We start from the raw sequence: 18,267 nt of genomic DNA, 5'->3' as shown, positions 1-18,267 counted from the left end.
CGTCAGGCGGGAAAGGTCAGCAGCGTCAGGCCCAGCCGCACCCACATCGCCGCCAGCACGGCCATGGACAGGATGAACACCGCCGCCCGGTGCAGCACGTGGTTGTAGGTCAGGTGGATGGCGCTTTGGATGACGCGCAGCGCCACGAAGACCCAGGCCAGCGCCTCATAGAGATGGTCGCCCTGGCGCAGCACCATCAGCACCACGCAGATGACGTAGAACAGCGGCGGCACCTCCAGCAGGTTGTTGAAGGCGCGCTGGGCCGTGGCGCAACCGTCCGTCTGGGTGCCCGCCGTGAAGTTGCGGAAGTAGGACAGCCGGACATTCCCCCGCCTCACCGCCCGCACCCGCATGATGAACAGCCGCAGGCCCACCAGCAGGGTGAACAGGAACAGGACCAGCATGGGGAAGTACAGGGCAATGCTGCTTGTCATGGCCGTCCGTCGCGTCAGGAAGCGTCATGCTCAGGCTACGGCTTTTCGGAATGACGGGAAGCCTGATCACACGGTTAGGCCGATGGCGATAAAGAAACGGCGCGCGGGAGGGCCCCCGCGCGCCGGTCTTTGAACGTGCCGTAGGCCTTGGCCGCCTAGAACCGCACCTTGACCGTGCCCAGGACCTGGCGCGGCGGCTGGGGGAAGGCGCCCAGGGGGCCGTTGTCGTCGGCCTCGATCAGGTTCACCTTGCGGTCGAACAGGTTGCGCACCGTCAGGCTCAAATCCACGGTGTCCTGATGGGGCGGCGTCCACGTCCAGGTGGTGTTCCACAGGGCGTAGCCACCGCTGACGCGGCTGTTCTGGCTGTCGTAGGCATAGTCGCCGAACATCTCCACCCACAGCTTGGCCGACAGGCCCAATGCCGGGATGCCCTGGTTCAGGGCGACGCTGCCCGTATGCCGGGGAACGCCCTGCACCCGCTTGCCGGTGAAGTCGCGCTGGATCAGCGTGTCGCTTTCCACGAAGCGGTCGTCCAGCCAGTAGGCCTCGGTATAGCCGTAGGTGACGTCGGCCGACAGGTGGGGCACCAGGCTGTCCAGCCGGGCGCTGCCCGCCAGTTCCACCCCCTGCGACAGCTGCTCACCCGTGTTGAAGGTCTGCGGCACGCCATTGACCTCCACCACCTGCAGCAGGTCGTGGCGCTGCAGGCGATAGATGGTGACGCTGCCCGACAGCAGGCCGCCGAAGGCATCGCCCTTCACGCCGGCCTCCACATTGTCCGCCAGTTCCGGGTTCAGGCCGGTCTGGCGGGTGCGGAAGGACCACAGCGGCCCGAAGGCCGCGGAGAAGCCCTGGCCGTAGGCGACATAGGCGCTGACCTCGGGCGTCACCTTCCAGGTGACCGACGCCTTGGGGCTGAAATGGGCGTTGTCGTCATAGGCGGTGCCGCCCGGCGTGATGGTGCCGTTGGGCCCGCCGCTGGTGGTGTCGCCATAGACGACATGCCGCTCGAAGTAGTCATAGCGGCCGCCCACGTCCAGGGTGACGGGCCCGAAGGTCCGGTCCACCTGCAGATAGGCGGCGTAGGCGCGCTCGCGGCCGTAGGCGTTCAACTGGGTGTCCGTCACCCACTCATCCGTGTCGATGTTCTGGCCGGTCAGGATGCTGCGCTGCTCACCGTAGTAGTAGGTGTCGTCCAGCTGGCCGGTCCAATGCTCGGTATGGTGGGCGCGCACTTGCTCCGCGCTGACGCCGCCCAGCACCTGCCAGGGCCCGTGGGTCCAGGACAGCTGCTGCTCGCCATAACCGGTGATGGTGTTGCCGTCCACGCGGAAGCCGGTGAAGGTGACCGAGCCGGCGCTGGGGTCGTACTCGTTGGCGAAGCCCTGCAGGGCGGAGGTCAGAGCCTGGCGGACATGCAGCTTGGTGGTGGCCACCAGGCCCTCGGCCAGGTCACGCTCGTACGTCGCCGTGGCCGTGGCCATGCGCTTGTAGAAGCCGGCGTTGTCCTCGTTCCAGTTGGCCTCGCGGCCGCCCGGCAGGGCGACCAGCTCACCCCGGCTGTCCACCGGCAGCTCGCCCGCCAGCTGCTGGCGGGTGTCCACCCAGGTGGCGGTGACGGTCAGGCGGCCGGCATCGCCCATGTCCAGCTGGTGCTTCAGGAACAGGTTGGTCTCGTTGCGGCCGGTGCGGTCGCGCCAGCCGTCGCCCCGCTCATGCCCCACGTCCAGCAGCAGGGCGCCACCCTTCACGGTGGGCGTCTGCAGCAGGGCGTCGCCGTGCAGCCAGCCGTCGCTGCCGGCCTGCAGGGTGACCTCGCCCTTGGTCTCGCCGGTAACCTCGCGGGTCAGGTAGTTGATGGTGCCGCTGATGGCGCCCCGGCCGTACAAGGCCGACATGGGGCCGCGGACCACGTCCACCCTGCCCACCGCGCTGTAGGGCAGCTGTTCCAGGTCGACCTCGTCATCCCCGGTGACGTAGGGGATGCCGTCCATCATCACCACCAGCGTGTCGTTATGCACCTTGCTGGGCACGCCGCGCAGGGTGATCGAGGTGTAGGTGCCCATGTCGTTCTTGGACACCAGCACGCCCGGCAGGTCCGTCAGTTCATCGCCGATGAACAGCACACCCTTCTGTTCGAACTCGTCGCGCGACACGGTGGACACGCTGGCGGGCACGTCGCGCAGGGCTTCGGCCCGGCGGGTGGCGGTGACGATGATCTGGTCCAGCGGAGAGTCGCTGTCGGCGGCGGGGGCCATAGAGGCGGGTGTCTGCCCGCCGGTGGTATGGGGGTCGTCGGTATGTCGATCGGCGGTATGGTCGGCGGTATAGGAGGACGAAACGTCTGCGGCCAGGGCGGCCGAAGCCGAGAGGACGGGCGAACCCGCCAGGATGGTGGACAGCAGCAGCAGACGGCGCATCGTTTCAGAAGCCTCCTCAGGTCTTTGAATGCGGAAATGTGGGAAAACGGCGCCGGTGTACCCTATCCATCGCAGGCTGCGAAGGCATGAACGCGCCGTGGCCGGAGATGGGCGGTATGTTCCGCCAAAGGGGACGGCGCCGGGTACCCGTCTCCCGTCGCTCGTGCAGGCCGCTTCACGCGCTGGCGGGGCCTCAGACTTTAAGGATAATGCCTGAGGCCGATGTATATCTTATAAGACTGCGAAAACCGGGATCCGCGACGTTTTGCCTGCTTGGGGGTGGGGCCCGGGGGGCTGGCGGTTGTGCGGACGAGGCGCGGGGTTGGGTCGCAGATGCCGACGCGTGGGCTGACAGGGCTGGGCGTGATGTCCGCCGTCCGACGGGCGGCGGCTGGTGTCGTTTTCAACCGCGTTAAGGCAACTGTCACCGTTTTGCCCCATGATGCCACCGGTCCCGATGTCGCCCGCCCCCGTTCGTTCCCGGAGAAGTCCCGATGAATCGTCGCACGGCCGCCGCCGCGCTGGTCCTTGCCCTGATCGCCGCGTACGGCGGGTACCGCGTGTGGGGGGCCAAGTCCGAAGCGCCCGGGGCTGAAGCGGAAGCCTCGGCCCCGCCGGGCACGCGTGGCCCTGGCACTAACAGCAACGGCCCGGTGCCGGTGGTGACGGCGCGCGTGCGGCGCGGCGCCATGCCCATCGACGTGGCCGCCGTGGGCACGGTGCAGCCCATCTCCACCGTGCAGGTGCGCGCCCGCATCGACAGCCAGCTGATGGAAGCGAAGGTGGAGGAGGGGCAGGAGGTCAAGTCCGGTGACCTGCTGTTCCTGCTGGACCAGCGCCCGGCCAGGGCCGCCCTGATGCAGGCGGAGGCCAACCTGGCCCGTGACCAGGCCAACCTGGGCCAGGCGCGGTCCGACGCCAAGCGCAACGCCGACCTGTTCGCGCGGGGCGCCGTCTCCATGCAGCAGAACGAGCAGGCGTCGGCCACCGCCAAGGCGCAGGAGGCCACGGTGCTGGCCGACCAGGCGGCGGTGGACCAGGCCCGCCTGACCCTGGCCTTCACCGAAATCCGCTCCCCCATCGACGGGGTGGTGGGCAGCATCCAATTGCGTCCCGGCAACCTGGTGAAGGGCAGCGACAGCGGCTCCACCCTCACCACCCTGGTGCAGGTGGCGCCCATCAACGTCGCCTTCACCGTGCCGGAGAAGCATGTGACGGCGGTACGCCAGGCCTTGCGGTCCGGCCGGCCGCCCCTGGTTTCGGCCAAGACCGCCGACGGCCTGGTCGCCGCCACGGGCCGCCTGGTCTTCATTGACAACAGCGTGGACGCCCAGTCCGGCACCATCCAGCTGAAGGGCCTGTACGACAACAAGGACCGCGCCCTGTGGCCGGGCCAGTTCGTGGACGTCACCCTGCACCTGGGCATGGAGGCCGACGTGCTGTCCGTGCCGGCGGTGGCGGTGCAGCGCGGCCAGGCCGGCGCTTACGTTTTCGTGGTCAAGGCCGACGACACGGTCGACATGCGCCCGGTGACGGTGGGTCGCTTCGCCGAGCAGGGTGCCGTCATTGCGAGCGGCGTCGAGGCGGGTGAGCGGGTGGTGACCGAAGGCCAGCTGCGCCTGGTCCCCGGTGCAAAGATCGTGGAACGCCCGGCCACCCAAGGGGGCGGGGTCGAGGCCGACAGCGCCAATCCCAGCGCGGGCGCCGTGCAGGCCAGCGGAAAGGCGCGCACGTGAACATTTCCGAGCTTTGCATCCGCCGGCCGGTGATGACCGTCCTGCTGACGGCGGCGCTGATCCTCAGCGGCGTGCTGGCCTACAAATACCTGCCCGTGGCGGCCCTGCCGCGCGTGGACTTTCCCGTCATCAGCGTGTCGGCCAGCCTGCCGGGCGCCAGCCCGGACACCATGGCGTCCTCCGTCGCCATCCAGCTGGAGCGTGAGTTCTCCACCATCGCCGGCATCGAGAGCATCACCTCCAGCAGCGTGCAGGGCAGCACCAACGTCAACATCCAGTTCGAACTGGACCGTGACATCGACAGCGCCGCGCTGGACGTGCAGGCGGCCTTGTCGCGGGTGCAGCGCCGCCTGCCCATCGAGATGACGACCCCGCCCAGCTACCGCAAGGTGAACCCGGCCGACCAGCCGGTGCTGCTGCTGGCCCTCAGCAGCGCCACCCTGCCGCTGAGCCAGGTGGACGAATACGCCGAAACCCTGCTGAGCCCAGCCCTGTCCACCCTCAGCGGCGTGGCGCAGGTGCAGGTTTGGGGGGCGCAGAAGTTCGCGGTGCGCATCCGCCTGAACCCGGAGGCGCTGGCCGCCCGGGGCATCGGCGTGGATGAGGTGCAGAACGCCATCGTCGCCGCCAATTCCAGCTCTCCCGTCGGCGTGGTCTCGGGCTCGGCGCAGCAGCTCATCCTGGAGACCAACACCCAGCTGTTCGACGCGCAGAGCTTCTCCCACCTGGTCATCGCCACCCGCAACGGCGCCCCGGTGCGCCTGGGCGACGTCGCCAGTGTCATCGACGGGGTGGAGAACGACCGGACCGCCAGCTGGTTCAACGGCACCCGCACCATCGTCCTGGCCATCCAGCGCCAGCCCGACGCCAACACGGTGGAGGTGGTGGACGCCGTGAAGCGGGTCATCCCCACCTTCAAGGCCAGCCTGCCGCCCTCCATCAACATCAACGTGCTGATCGACCGGTCGCTGTCCATCCGCGCGGCGGTGGAGGATGTGCAGTTCACGCTGATCCTGACCATCGGCCTGGTGGTCATGGTCATCTTCCTGTTCCTGCGCAAGGTCAGCGCCACGCTGATCCCCGGCATCGCCGTGCCCATCTCCCTCATCGGCGCCGCCGGCGCCATGAAGGCCTTCGGCTTTTCCATCGACAACATCTCGCTCCTGGCGCTGACCCTGTCGGTGGGCCTGGTGGTGGACGACGCCATCGTCATGCTGGAGAACATCGTCCGCTACATCGAAGAGGGCATGAGCCCGTTCGAGGCGGCGGTGAAGGGCAGCCGGGAGATCGGCTTCACCATCATCTCCATCACCCTGTCGCTGGTGGCGGTGTTCATCCCCATCTTCATGATGGGCGGCGTGGTGGGCCGGCTGTTCCATGAATTCGCCGTGACCGTGACCCTGGCCATCGCGGCCTCGGCCATCACGTCGCTGACGCTGACGCCCATGCTGTGCAGCCGCTTCATCCACCATGACCACCATGCCAAGCCCAACCGGTTCGAGCGGGTGACGGAGGCGGGGTTCCAGGCCTGGCTGAAAGGCTACGACCGGACGCTGACTTGGTGCCTGGCCCACCGCCGCGTGGTGGTGGCCGTGTTCTTCGCCACCCTGGTGGGCACCGTCGTGCTGTTCCAGCAGGTGCAGAAGGGCTTCTTCCCCACCGAGGACAACGGCCAGATCTTCGCCCAGACGGAAGCCCGGCAGGACATCTCCTTCGACGCCATGATCGTCCTGCAGCAGCAGGTGGCGGCGGCGGTGGCCAAGAATCCTTATGTGGAGACCTTCATCTCCTCTGTCGGCGGTGGCGGCAACGTCACCAACGCCGGCCGTGTCTTCATGTCGCTGAAGGACCGCGCCCACCGCCCCAAGATGGAGGCGGTGCTGCAGAGTTTACGCCGGGACGTGGCCGGCATCCCCGGCATCAACGTCTTCTTCCAGCCGGTGCAGAACCTGAACGTCTCCGGCCGCCAGTCCAAGAGCCTGTACCAGTATACGCTGCAGGGCCTGGACCAGCCGCAGCTGTACCAATGGTCGGACCGGCTGATGCAGAAGATGGCGCAGATGCCGCAGTTGCAGGACGTGGCCAGCGACCTGCAGCTGTCCGGCCAGAACGCTTCCATCCATATCGACCTGGACAAGGCCTACATGCTGGGCCTGACAGCGGAGAACCTGCGCTCCAGCCTCTACAGCGCCTTCGGCACGCGCCAGATCTCCACCATCTACACGCCGACCAACGATTACGAGGTGATCCTGGAGCTGTCGCCGGAGGCGCAGAAGTCGGCCGACGTGCTGAACCGCATCTACATCCGTTCCGACAGCGGCAAGCTGATCCCCCTGGGCGCCGTGGCCCGCATCGACCGCACGTCGGGCCCCATCAGCGTGAACCACCAGGGGCAGCTGCCGGCCGTCACCCTGTCGTTCAACCTGGTGCCGGGCGTCTCCCTGGGGGCCGCCGTGACGGCCATCGAGGGCGTGCAGCGCGACATCGGCATGCCGGACAGCATATCCGGCAGTTTCCAGGGCACCGCCCAGGTGTTCCAGCAGGCGTTGGCCAACCAGGGCCTGCTGCTGCTGACGGCCGTGCTGGTCATCTACGTCGTGCTGGGTGTGCTGTATGAAAGCTTCATCCACCCGCTGACCATTCTGTCCGGCCTGCCCTCGGCGGCGGTGGGGGCGGTGGGTTCGCTCATGCTGTTCGGCTTCGACCTCAGCGTCATCGCCATCATCGGCGTGCTGATGCTGATCGGCATCGTGAAGAAGAACGCGATCATGATGATCGACTTCGCGCTGGAGGCCCGGCGCGAGGGTGCTGCGCCGCAGGACGCCATTTACCGCGCCTGCCTGCTGCGCTTCCGCCCCATCATGATGACCACCATGGCGGCCCTCATGGGCACGCTGCCCATAGCGCTCGCCTCCGGTGCCAGCGCCGAGCTGCGCCAGCCCCTGGGCGTGGCGGTGGTCGGCGGCCTGGTGGTGTCGCAGCTGCTGACGCTCTACATCACCCCGGTGCTGTACCTCTACATGGAGGATTTCAGCCGCTGGATCGACCGGCAGCTGCATCGCGGCAAGGCCCGCCGCGCCGCCCGCCGCCTGGTCCCCGCCAACACCGACGGCCGCGCCAACGCGGCGGAGTAGGGCCCCCCGCCGCGTTGGCCCTCCGGCGCGTCAGGCGGCGCGGATGCCGCGCAGGAAATTGTCCACGTCGCCGCGCATGCGTTCGGCATTGCGGGCGAGGTCGCTTGAGGCGGACAGCAGTTTCTGCGCCACCGATCCCGTGGTCGCCGCCGCTTCGGTCAGGCCGCCGATGTTGGCGCTCATCTCCTCGGTTTCGCTGGCCGCTTCGGTGACGTTGCGGGCGATCTCCCGGGTGGCGGCGCCCTGTTCCTCGACCGCCGCCGCGATGCCGGACGAAATGGTGCGGATCTGGTCGATGACGCCGCTGACGGTGCGGATGGCGGCGACGGCCTGCGCCGTTTCCTGCTGGACATCGGCGACCTGGGCCGTGATCTCCTCCGTCGCCTTGGCCGTCTGGGTGGCGAGGGTCTTCACCTCGCTGGCGACCACAGCGAAGCCCTTGCCCGCCTCGCCGGCGCGCGCCGCCTCGATGGTGGCGTTCAGGGCCAGCAGGTTGGTCTGGCTGGCGATCCCGGCCACCAGTTGAACCACCTCGCCGATCCGGCCTGCCGATTGCGACAGGCTCAGCATCATGGTGTTGATCTTGCCCGTCTGGTCCGCCGCTTCGACCGCGATGCGGGCCGCGTCCGCCACCTGGCGGCTGATCTCGCTGATGGACGCGTACAGCTCCTCCGACGCGGCCGCTACCGTCTGCACATTGGTGCTGGCCTGTCCGGCGGCGGTGGCGGCGTCCCGGGCCTGGATGCTGGCCCGGTCGGCCACGTCACTCATCGTCTCCGTGGTGTGGTGGATTTCGTTGGCCGCCTCCGCGCTGCGCTGGATCAGGCCCATGACGCTCTGCTGGAAGGTGTTGGCGATGGCCTCGCGCTCCGACTTCAGCGCCGCGGCGGCGCGGCCGGCCGCCTCCCGCCGTTCCTGCTCCTTCCGGTCCAGTTCCATCAGGCTGTCGCGGAACACGGTCAGGGCCCGCGCCAGTTTGCCGATCTCGTCCCCCCGCGCGGCGTGAGTGATGGCGATATTCCGGTCACCATCGGTCAGGCGCACCATGGCATCGGTAATCGCCTCCAGCGGGTGCGTGATGGTGCGCACCAGGTAGAGCGACAGCCCGAGGATGGCCAGGCTCACCACCGCCAGGGCGGTGCCGTAGGTCATCAGGCGCTGATGGAACAGGGTGTCGATGTCATCGATGTAGACACCGGCGCCCACCAGCAGCTTCCACGGGGCGAAGGGGCGGATGGAGGCCAGCTTGGGCACGGGCGCATCGCCCTGCTTGCGGGGGAAGGCGTAGGCCACGTCCCCGCCGCCGGCGCGCGCCGCCTCGATGAACAGCCGGATGAACGGAACGCCGTTCGGATCCTTGAGGTCGATCAGGTCCTTGCCCTCCATCTGCGGCTGGGGACCGACGACCTGGGCGATCCCGGTATCGCTGTAGACGAAGATGTAATTGCCGTTGGCGAAGCGGATGGCGCGGATGTCCGTCTTCACGCGCTCCAACGCCTCCGCTTCGCTGAGTTTTCCGTTGCTCGAGAGGTCGTGATAATAGGCCAGGAGGCTGGTTGCCGACTCGACCTGTCGCAGCATCTGTTCCTTGCGGCCTTCCAACATCAGGGTGCGCTCATGGAACGTGCTCAGGATGGCGATGATGATCATCGCGGCGACCGGCAAAAGGACGGCCGCCAGGATTTTAACCCTGACACTCACGGATCTTGGCATGCCGCTCTCCCTTATGGGTTGTTTTATAAGGGGAATTAGGGCGATTCAGATGCCTTGTTCAAGGTTGGCGGGTCGGTTTGTAAATAATAATTTAAATATACGGCGTGCAATTCCGTCGAAACTTGTCTGATCCGGGCAGGGGGCACCTAGGGCTCAGATCACCTTGCCCTCGAACGGGTGCGACCCGTCGCGGCTTTCCACCTCGATCACCCACAGGTCGGGATCGCGGCGGGTGGCGCGCTCGATGAAGGCGTCGGCCTCCGATTCCGGCACCTGGGCGCCGCTGAGGCCGGGGAACCAGCCCAGCTTGCCGTCCATGTCGCGGCTCTGCGTGTAGACCTTGGCGCCCTGGAAGGGGATGACGACCTTCAGCAGGATCAGCCCGCTCTCCGCCTCGCCCTTGCGCAGGACATAGACGGGGATGCTGTCGGCGGCGCAGCGGCGCAGGTGCAACTGGACCCAAAGGGCGGTGGACAGCCGGTCGTCGGACATGGTCCCGGGGTTCCTGAAGGATTGGACGGGAAAAGCGGTAAAAGCGGAGTGGGGCGCGACATTGCGGCTTGCCATCCGCGCCGCCGCCCGGAAAGGTGCGCCCGTATCTATAGGGTTCCACCGCTTTCGAGGCCAGAGTCATGACGTCATCCGTCCCGCCCGCCCGCCGCCTGGGCCGCGTGCTGCTCACCAACGACGACGGCATCAACGCGCCCGGCCTGGCCCTGCTGGCCGACCTGGTGGCCGGGGTGGCGGAGGAGGTCTGGGTGGTGGCGCCGGAGAAGGACCAGAGCGGCATGTCGCGTGCCGTCACCCTGACCACGCCCCTGCGGGTGGAGGAACGGGGGGAACGCCGCTACGCCCTGACCGGCACGCCCAGCGACTGCGCCATCTTCGGCCTGCGCCACCTGCTGAAGGACAATCCGCCGGATATCGTGCTGTCCGGCATCAATCGGGGCGCCAATGTGGGCGACGAGGTGCCGTATTCGGGCACCGTGGCGGCGGCCCTGACCGCGCGCCTGCTGGGCGTTCCGGCCATCGCCTTCAGCCAATCCTTCGCCAAGGGCGGACAGGTGCGCTGGGACACGGCGCGGGCCGTCTTCGCCCGGTCGCTGGACTATGCGCTGGACCTGCGGGTCGCCACCAACGCCGTGCTGAACGTGAACTTCCCCGACGTGGACGCGGCCGATGTGGGCGACGTGGTGCTGACGCGGCAGAGCCGGGGCACCTTGGATCGCATCGATGTGGAACCGCGGGCCGACATGCGCGGCGGCACCTATTACTGGATGGCTTTTCGCCGCCACATGCCCATCCTGGGCCCGGACACGGACGCCGGCGCGCTCAAGCACGGCCTGGTGTCGGTGACGCCCCTGGGCTTCGACATGACCGCCCCGGAAGGCATAGCCTGACCAAACCGCCCAGACGGCATAGCCTGACAGAGACCACCCTGGCCCGCCCTTTGCTTCCGTATAAAGGGAAGGGGGCCGGCGGCCGACCCCCAGGAATCCCGGATCAGACGGGAAGCCAGGCCAGCCAAGGGGTTTCACCATGTCGGGCGTGTCGTTATTCCAGGGAAAGATTTACCGGGTGGGCAGAAGCGTACTGGTGCTGGGCCTGGCGCTGGGGGCCCTCAGCGGCTGCGTCGTGGTCGATGCCGCCGGCACGGCCGTGGGCACGGCGGCCGACGTGGCCGGCACGGCCGTCAGCACCACGGCCAAGGTGGTGACGGCGCCCGTGCGGTAAGCCGGCCGGCCCACGGCGCCGCTGAAATCAGCCCAGCTCGATCCTGTTGCGGCCGGCGTTCTTCGCGCGATAGAGCGCGGCGTCGGCCGTCAGGTTCAGGGCCTTGGCATCCAGCCCGGGCTTCAGTCCCACTACGCCGCCGGAAAAGGTCACCTGGAACTGGGTGTCGCCGTGCACATAGGGGATTTCGCTGAACTGCTGGCGCAACAGGTTCAGCCGCTCCGCCGCGTCCTGGGCCTTGGTCTGAGGCATCAGCACGGCGAACTCCTCACCACCATAGCGCCCGATCATGTCGCTGCGCCGCAGCCGCTGCTGCAACAGGCGTGACAGGCCCTTGATGACGCGGTCGCCGGCGCCATGGCCGTAGCGGTCGTTGACCTTCTTGAAATGGTCGATGTCCAGCATGGCGAAGGACAGGTCCGTTCCGTCACGCTGGGCGCGGGCCACCTCGGTCACCAGCAAATCCTGGATCATGGGGTGGTTGTAGGCGCCGGTCAGGCCGTCGCGCACCATCAGCGCCTTCAACTGGCGGGCGCGCCGGGCGCGGGCGCGCACGGTTTCGGCCAGGTCCCCCAGATCGACGGGTTTGGTCAGATAGGCATCAACGCCCGTGCGCACGGCGGAGCGGTGCGTCTCCGCGTCCAGGTCCGCCGTCAGGAAGACGATGGGCAGGGCCAGCAGGCCATCATACTGCCGCAGCACCGACGCCAGTTCGAAGCCCGTGCACTGGGGCATGATGAGGTCGGTGACCATCAGGTCGGCATTGTGGTCATACAGCGCCTCGACCGCCTGCAGCGGGTCGGTCACCAACCGTGTCTGCATGCCGGCGGACCGTAGCGCCATCTCGTAATAGGCGCCCAGCGTGGCGTCGTCATCCACGATCAGGATGCGCAACGGCTGGTCGGGGTCGCGTTCCGTCAGGCGGTCCAGATGATCGACAAGGGCGTTGGCGTCCGGCGGTTTCACCACATAGGCGTCGCAGCCGGCCCTTGCCGCCGCCAGCCGCGCGGCGAAGCCGGTGGCGGACGACAGCGCGAGGGTCGGTATCTTGCGCCCCTTTCCGTCCGTCATCTGCGTGGCGTTGGGGATCATGCCGTGCGGGTTGACGTCCAGAATGATCGCTTCCGGTGCGGCATCGGCCACGGCGGCGGCTAGGGCGTCGCCATCGGGGAAGGCGGTCAGCTTATAGCCGTAGGCGGCCAGGATGTCGGCCAGATCCTCGGCGCCCGCGCCATCGGCTTGCATCAGGTAGACGGAACGGTAGGGCCCCTCGCTGGACAGGGTGGGGGCGGTGGGTAGGGTATCGACGGCGGGGGCCAACGGGGCGGCGCCGGCGATTGTTCGCTCCAGTCCATCGATAGCAGCGCGGAGCACCGACGGGGCGATGGCGCCCGGCCGGTTGATCACGCCCTCCAGCACGCGGGCGGCGACGCTCAGGTCCGGCAGGCCGAAGGTGGCGCCGGAGCCGGCCAGGGAATGGGCATGGCGCGACAGGTCGGCGCGGGCGGCGGTGGCGTCGTCGCCGTCCAGTCCTTCCAGCGCCTCGGCCGCCTGCCGGATTTGCGTCAGGCGGTCCGGCAGGCCGGCCAAGAAGTCCTGGCGGATTTTCTGCATCCGCGCCAGCAGGTCCGCTGGCAGGGTCGGCATGGTGGGTGGGGTGTCCTGGATCATGTCGGGCCGGCGCCACCCCACAGTTCGCGCACGGTGTTTGGCAGGCTCATGGGGTCGAAGGGCTTGGCGACGACGCCCACGGCGCCCAGCTCCTTGAACCGTGCCACTTCCGACGGTTGGACCTTGGCGGTCATGAAGGCGATGGGCACGCCGGCCAGGGCCGGGCGCTGGCGGATGGCGGCCAGGGTGGCGGGGCCGTCCATGCCGGGCATCATGGCGTCCAGCAGGATCAACTGGGGCGTCCAGCCGTCCAGGATTTCCAAGGCGCGGGCACCGGATTCAGCCATCTGCACGTCAAAGCCGCCGACATGGCGCAGACTGAGTTCGACGATGGCGCGGATGTCCGGCTCGTCATCGACATAGAGGATGCGGTTCAGTGACTCGGCCATGCTGCCTCGCGGTGGTCTTGGGCGGGACATGCCGGCGTCCCCGTGGCGCTACAGTGCGCATCAGGGTAGCCGCCGGGGCCAGCGGGCGCAAATGGAGTTCGGGCGACAGTCGGCCACAGGCTATCGGGCCGCCAAGATGCCGTTCAGGGGGCCTGAGGGCAGGGGGGCTCAGGGCACGGGGGCTCAGGGCACGGGGGCTGCGGCATGTCGGCGGCCGCAGGGGCGTCGGACCGGGCGCCGATACGCCTGGATGGCAGGGTCAGCACGAATTCCGTGTCGCCCGGGTGGCTGGTCAGGGTTATGTGCCCGCCGTGGCGCTCCACGATGGCTTTGACGATGGACAGGCCCAGGCCATTCCCCCCTTTCTGCCGGCTATCCGACGAGTCCGCCTGGGCGAATTTCTGAAACAGGCGCGGCTTGAACCAGTCGGGCACGCCGGGGCCGTTGTCGTGCACCGAGAGGCGGATGCGGCCTTCCTGCATGTCGCCCCGCACGGTGACGGCGCCGCCCGGGTTGGAATATTTGATGGCGTTGGACAGCAGGTGGGCCAGCACCTGCCGCAGGCGCCGCGGGTCGCCCACCACGGGAAGGGGGCCGGCGGAAGTGTGGCGTAGGGTGATGGTGTGTTCCTCGGCCATGGGGCGCAGCGTCGCCACCGTCTCCGCCGCCAATTCCGCCAGGTCCAGCTTGTCCGCCTTCAGGTCCAGGGTGCCGGATTCAATGCGCTCGATATCCAGCAGGTCGTTGACGATGGCGATCAGCCGCTCGCTGTTGCGGTCGGCGATGCGCAATAGGTTCTGCGCCTGTTCGGTCAGGGCGTCCGGCATGCCCAGCGCCAGGCGGATGGACCCGTGGATGGAGGTCAACGGCGTGCGCAATTCATGGCTGACGGTGGAGATGAAGGCGTCCTTCATGCGCTCCACCTCCTTGCGGTGCGTGATGTCGCGCAGCACCAGGGTGTAAAGGGGGCGGTCATCCAGCTGGGTGGTGGTGACGGTCAGTTCCGCTGGGAAGCGGCGTTCCTCGCCGCGCACCTCGACCTCGCGGGGGCGGTTCCCTTCCAGCGCCAGGGGCAGCCACAGGGTGCCGGCCGCCTCTTCCAGCACGGCGCTGGCGGCGGCGCTGGCCCCGGCCAGGCTGGGCAGGGTCAGGAAATCGTCCACCGGCAGGCCCAGCAATTGGCGCACGTCGCGGCCCAGCATGGTGGCGCCGGCGCGGTTGGCGGACAGGATGACGCCCGCCTCATTGATGGTCAGGACACCGTCCTCCAGGCTGTTCAGGATGCTGTCCAGCCGCTCACGACTTTCCTGCACGGTGGCCAGCATGCGGCGTTCCAAGGCCTGGCGCTCCGCCCGCTGGCGCTCGCGCGCCTGCTGCTGTTCCTTCAGCGACTGCAGCGCGCGTGCCATGGTGCCCAGCTCATCGCTGCGTCCGGCACCGGTGACCGTGACGCTGGTGTCGCCCCGGGCGATGCCGCGCAGCGCCGTGGTCAAGGCCATGATGGGCAGCACCAGGCTGCGCGACAGCAGCACCCAGATGCCGATGGCGGTGGCGACGATCATCAGGCCGCCCACCAGGATGCCCAGCGCCCCTTCCGACTGGGCGTTCTGCTGGCGCACCAGATCCTGGTCCAGCATCTCGCGTTCCGCCGTCGCGATGGCGTCCAGCGTGCTGCGCACCGCATCCATTGAACGCTTGCCCCCTAGGGCCCGGGCCTGGTCGCGGGCCAGGGCCCGCGTCGTGGGGTCTGTCGCCATGGTCAGGGTGGGGTTGGCGTAGCCGTCCTGCCAATCACGCACCTCGGCGCGCAGCGTGTCCACCCGCCGCCGCTGGTCCATGTCGCTCTGGATCAGCGCCTCCAGCCTTGCCAGGCGGCTTTCCTGCGATTGCATGGCTTGGCGGGTCGGCTCCAGGAAGGTGGGGTCGCCCGCCACGATATAGCCGCGCAGGCCCGTCTCCTGGTCCAGCATGGTGGTGCGCACCGCCTCCACCGCCTGGATGACGGCCAGGGCCTGCTGGCTGTCGCGGGTGGTGCTGACGATGACGTCGATCCTGCGCATGCCCCACAGGCAGACTGCGGCCGCCAGGACGAAGAGCAGGGTGAAGGCCAGGAACAGGCGGCGGGGGATGGACAGGCCCTGAAGGGGGCGCGCCTGGGTGTCGTCGGGGGGGATGGGGATGTCGGCGCCGGCGGCGTGCGCGTCGGCGATGGTCGCGTCCGGGGACGGCCGGGCGCTCTCCTGCGGACTTGTTCTTTCGGTGCCGCCGTGGGCGGGGGCGTTGAGGTCCAGGATTATCCGCTTTCGTCTTGCCGTCCGGGGTGCGCCCGGTCAGGGAGCTGGCAAGCAGGCTTGCCCGCCAATCGTTAACAATTCCACTCTGGGGCACCCATTGCGGGTAAGTGGAGCGGCGGCCCCGGGGGTTGGGGCCGCCTGGTGCACAGCGTTGATTCCACGCTGTCCGCGCACGATCACCAAGGGTGCATTTGGTCGGGATTTCGCGAACTCGGGGGGTACTTTAGCCCTAGGCCATGCCGGGAGCGGAGCCGGATTGCGCTGCAATCGGCCCCGCTCCCGGTATACCGCCCGGCGGAATCGGGCAGGCGACAGGGAAAGGCCCCGCCATGCGCGTGAATCTCCCCTGCTCAGGGGTGACATGCCGCATGAGCCCTTGGAAAAGGTGGCGGAACGCGCTAGATATCCGCCCGCCCGGGAGGTAATGCGGCGTGCCGTCGACCCCCCGGCCTTTTTTCATGCGGGTCCTTTCAGGGCCCGCGCTCGTTTTTGAACATCCCCCGCGCCGGCTTCATACTTTTGCACCGGACGTTGGACGACGGAGCCCTCTAATGCCCCGCAGCACACCGCTGGACGACATTCGCAACATCGGCATCATCGCCCACGTCGATGCCGGCAAGACGACGACCACTGAGCGCATCCTGTACTACACGGGTCGCAAGCACACGATCGTCGACATTCATGACACCAAGGACCTGAAGTCGTCGACCACGACCGACTATCTGGAACAGGAACAGAAGCGCGGCATCACCATTCAGTCCGCTGCCGTGTCCTGCTTCTGGAAGGACAAGAAGATCAACCTGATCGACACCCCAGGCCACGTGGACTTCACCATCGAGGTGAACCGCTCCCTGCGCGTGCTCGACGGTGCCGTGGTGGTGTTCGACGGCGTGGCCGGTGTGGAGCCCCAGACCGAGACCAACTGGCGCCTGGCGGACAACTACAACGTTCCGCGTATGTGCTACGTCAACAAGATGGACCGTTCCGGCGCCAGCTTCAGCCGCTGCGTGGACATGATCCGCAAGCGCTTGGGCGCCACCCCGGCCGTCATCCAGCTGCCGCTGGGCTCGGAAGACAACTTCCAGGGCATGATCGACCTCGTCGAGATGAAGGCTTACGTCTGGTTCTCCGAGGAAAAGGACAGCCAGTGGGAGATCTGGGACGTCACCGACGATCTGGCCGACAAGCTGAAGATCACCAACGCCTATGACCGTGAGCTGCTGAGCAAGGTTGGCGAGTACCGCGCCGAGCTGATCGACACCTGCCTGATGCAGGACGACGCGGCCATGGAGCAGTACCTGGAGTCCGGTGAAGAGCCGTCCCCCGCCGTGCTGAAGGAATGCCTGCGCCTCGGCACCCTGAAGGGCGACTTCACCCCGGTCCTGTGCGGTTCCTCGTACAAGAACAAGGGCGTGCAGCAGCTGCTGGACGCGGTCGTCGCCTTCCTGCCGTCGCCGACGGACGTCGAGGCCATCAAGACCGTGGACCCGGACGGCAACCCGAACGGCGAGCGCAAGTCGTCGGACGACGAGCCCTTCGCTGGCCTGGCCTTCAAGGTCATCAACGACAAGTACGGTTCGCTGACCTTCGTGCGCGTCTACTCGGGCGTCGTCGCCAAGGGCACCTCCCTGCTGAACACCACCCGCGGCAAGCGTGAGCGCATCGGCCGTATCGTGGAAATGTTCGCCAAGGAAGCGAACGACCTGGAAGAAGCCCGCGCGGGCGACATCGTGGCCTTCGTCTCGCTGGCCGAGACGGACACCGGTGATACCCTGTGCGATGCCACCGCCCCGGTGGTGCTGGAGCGCATGCGCTTCCCCGACCCCGTCATCAGCGTGTCGGTGGAGCCGAAGAACCGTGCCGACCAGGACAAGTTCGGCGCCGCCATCGGCAAGATGGTCCGCGCGGACCCGTCGCTGCGTCTGGAAACGGACCGCGACACCGGCCAGACCCTGCTGCGCGGCATGGGCGAGCTGCACCTGGAAGTGACGCTCGACCGTATGCGCACGGAGTTCGGTGTGGAAGGTGTGATGGGTCGCCCGCAGGTGGCCTATCGTGAGACGATCACCAAGACCGTCGAATACACCTACACCCACAAGAAGCAGACCGGTGGTTCGGGCCAGTTCGCCGAAGTGAAGGTCCGCTTCGAGCCGAAGGAACGTGGCGCCGGCTTCTCCTTCGTGGACAAGGTCGTCGGCGGCACGGTGCCGCGCGAATACATCCCGTCGGTGGGCAAGGGCCTGGAAGTCCAGAAGGAAGACGGCGTCCTGGCTGGCTATCCGACCGTGGACTTCGAAGCCACCCTGCTGGACGGTAAGTACCACGAAGTGGACTCGAACGCCCTGACGTTCGAAATCGCCGCCAAGGCCTGCTTCCGCGAAGGCATCCGGACCGCTGGTCCGATCCTGCTGGAGCCGGTGATGAAGGTCGAAGTGGTCGTTCCGGATGACTACCTGGGTGACGTGATCGGCGACATCAACCGTCGTCGCGGCACGGTGCTGGGCCAGCTGGAGCGTGGCCACAACATCGCCGTCGAATCCCACGTGCCGCTGTCCGAAATGTTCGGTTATATCGGTCAGCTGCGCGGCATGACCTCGGGTCGTGGCTCCTACACCATGGAGTTCTCGCACTACGACCCGGTGCCGAAGAACGTGGCCGACGAAATCATCGCGAAGAGCGGCAAGGCCGCCTGAGCCTGATTTCAAAGGCAGAGAGTATAAGAACGGCCGCCCCACCCGG

The 18,267-nt window shown here is 67.7% G+C and carries 12 protein-coding genes; 5 read left to right on the top strand and 7 right to left on the bottom strand.

Annotated elements, in window-relative coordinates; translation table 11 throughout:
• Positions 1-2 precede the first annotated feature (2 nt).
• Both P5F91_RS15335 and P5F91_RS15330 read right to left on the bottom strand, forming a co-directional pair.
• Entirely contained in the window at positions 3-434 is a 432-nt protein-coding gene (locus P5F91_RS15335) for an MAPEG family protein (RefSeq protein ID WP_277907549.1), read from the bottom strand.
• Positions 435-589: 155 nt separating this feature from the next.
• A complete protein-coding gene (locus P5F91_RS15330; RefSeq protein ID WP_145609149.1) occupies positions 590-2,857 on the bottom strand; it encodes a TonB-dependent receptor in 2,268 nt (755 codons plus the stop codon).
• 494 nt (positions 2,858-3,351) lie between these two features.
• On the opposite strand from P5F91_RS15330, the gene P5F91_RS15325 reads away from it, so the two are divergent.
• On the top strand, positions 3,352-4,593 hold the full coding sequence (locus tag P5F91_RS15325) for an efflux RND transporter periplasmic adaptor subunit (protein ID WP_277907548.1): 1,242 nt from the start codon (positions 3,352-3,354) through the stop codon (positions 4,591-4,593).
• On the top strand, positions 4,590-7,727 hold the full coding sequence (locus P5F91_RS15320; RefSeq protein ID WP_277907547.1) for an efflux RND transporter permease subunit: 3,138 nt from the start codon (positions 4,590-4,592) through the stop codon (positions 7,725-7,727). Before P5F91_RS15325 ends, P5F91_RS15320 begins: the two co-directional genes overlap by 4 nt.
• 30 nt (positions 7,728-7,757) lie before the next feature.
• Here P5F91_RS15320 and P5F91_RS15315 read toward each other — a convergent pair whose 3' ends face one another.
• Positions 7,758-9,440: a methyl-accepting chemotaxis protein gene (locus tag P5F91_RS15315; RefSeq protein WP_145609152.1), complete on the bottom strand. Its 1,683-nt coding sequence runs from the start codon at positions 9,438-9,440 to the stop codon at positions 7,758-7,760.
• A gap of 153 nt (positions 9,441-9,593) precedes the next feature.
• On the bottom strand, positions 9,594-9,932 hold the full coding sequence (locus P5F91_RS15310) for a DUF1491 family protein (RefSeq protein WP_145609153.1): 339 nt from the start codon (positions 9,930-9,932) through the stop codon (positions 9,594-9,596).
• Between the two features lie 140 nt (positions 9,933-10,072).
• Between P5F91_RS15310 and surE the strand changes: the two genes are divergently transcribed.
• Positions 10,073-10,840, top strand: a complete 768-nt coding sequence (gene surE / locus P5F91_RS15305) for a 5'/3'-nucleotidase SurE (protein ID WP_145609154.1) — start codon at positions 10,073-10,075, stop codon at positions 10,838-10,840.
• Between the two features lie 139 nt (positions 10,841-10,979).
• On the top strand, positions 10,980-11,174 hold the full coding sequence (locus P5F91_RS15300) for a hypothetical protein (protein ID WP_088871714.1): 195 nt from the start codon (positions 10,980-10,982) through the stop codon (positions 11,172-11,174).
• Positions 11,175-11,201: 27 nt separating this feature from the next.
• On the opposite strand, the gene P5F91_RS15295 is transcribed toward P5F91_RS15300, so the two are convergent.
• From P5F91_RS15295 to P5F91_RS15285, 3 genes are all read right to left on the bottom strand, one after another.
• Positions 11,202-12,845, bottom strand: coding sequence for a diguanylate cyclase (locus tag P5F91_RS15295; RefSeq protein WP_277907546.1), 1,644 nt, complete (start codon positions 12,843-12,845; stop codon positions 11,202-11,204).
• The gene (locus P5F91_RS15290) at positions 12,842-13,234 is read right to left on the bottom strand and encodes a response regulator (protein WP_145609156.1); all 393 of its coding nucleotides are present in this window, start codon (positions 13,232-13,234) and stop codon (positions 12,842-12,844) included. The genes P5F91_RS15295 and P5F91_RS15290 overlap by 4 nt, the downstream gene beginning before the upstream one ends.
• A 143-nt stretch (positions 13,235-13,377) precedes the next feature.
• Positions 13,378-15,294: an ATP-binding protein gene (locus P5F91_RS15285; protein ID WP_145609157.1), complete on the bottom strand. Its 1,917-nt coding sequence runs from the start codon at positions 15,292-15,294 to the stop codon at positions 13,378-13,380.
• Between the two features lie 785 nt (positions 15,295-16,079).
• Between P5F91_RS15285 and fusA the strand changes: the two genes are divergently transcribed.
• Positions 16,080-18,221 carry an elongation factor G gene (gene fusA, locus P5F91_RS15280; RefSeq protein ID WP_145609158.1) on the top strand — a complete coding sequence of 714 codons (2,142 nt, stop codon included), beginning with the start codon at positions 16,080-16,082 and terminating at the stop codon, positions 18,219-18,221.
• Positions 18,222-18,267 lie beyond the last annotated feature (46 nt).

Source organism: Nitrospirillum amazonense (assembly GCF_029594735.1).
Classification (GTDB): domain Bacteria; phylum Pseudomonadota; class Alphaproteobacteria; order Azospirillales; family Azospirillaceae; genus Nitrospirillum; species Nitrospirillum amazonense.
Note: the sequence above shows the minus strand (reverse complement) of the source record. Positions and strands in the feature narration are given on the sequence as shown.

What these genes read in the sequence shown, in the direction of transcription:
- P5F91_RS15310 (WP_145609153.1), bottom strand. Translation starts at nt 9,932, where the DNA reads ATGTCCGACGACCGGCTGTCCACCGCCCTTTGGGTCCAGTTGCACCTG.
- surE (WP_145609154.1), top strand. Translation starts at nt 10,073, where the DNA reads ATGACGTCATCCGTCCCGCCCGCCCGCCGCCTGGGCCGCGTGCTGCTC.
- fusA (WP_145609158.1), top strand. Translation starts at nt 16,080, where the DNA reads ATGCCCCGCAGCACACCGCTGGACGACATTCGCAACATCGGCATCATC.
- P5F91_RS15295 (WP_277907546.1), bottom strand. Translation starts at nt 12,845, where the DNA reads ATGATCCAGGACACCCCACCCACCATGCCGACCCTGCCAGCGGACCTG.
- P5F91_RS15300 (WP_088871714.1), top strand. Translation starts at nt 10,980, where the DNA reads ATGTCGGGCGTGTCGTTATTCCAGGGAAAGATTTACCGGGTGGGCAGA.
- P5F91_RS15335 (WP_277907549.1), bottom strand. Translation starts at nt 434, where the DNA reads ATGACAAGCAGCATTGCCCTGTACTTCCCCATGCTGGTCCTGTTCCTG.
- P5F91_RS15330 (WP_145609149.1), bottom strand. Translation starts at nt 2,857, where the DNA reads ATGCGCCGTCTGCTGCTGCTGTCCACCATCCTGGCGGGTTCGCCCGTC.
- P5F91_RS15315 (WP_145609152.1), bottom strand. Translation starts at nt 9,440, where the DNA reads ATGCCAAGATCCGTGAGTGTCAGGGTTAAAATCCTGGCGGCCGTCCTT.
- P5F91_RS15325 (WP_277907548.1), top strand. Translation starts at nt 3,352, where the DNA reads ATGAATCGTCGCACGGCCGCCGCCGCGCTGGTCCTTGCCCTGATCGCC.
- P5F91_RS15285 (WP_145609157.1), bottom strand. Translation starts at nt 15,294, where the DNA reads ATGCGCAGGATCGACGTCATCGTCAGCACCACCCGCGACAGCCAGCAG.
- P5F91_RS15290 (WP_145609156.1), bottom strand. Translation starts at nt 13,234, where the DNA reads ATGGCCGAGTCACTGAACCGCATCCTCTATGTCGATGACGAGCCGGAC.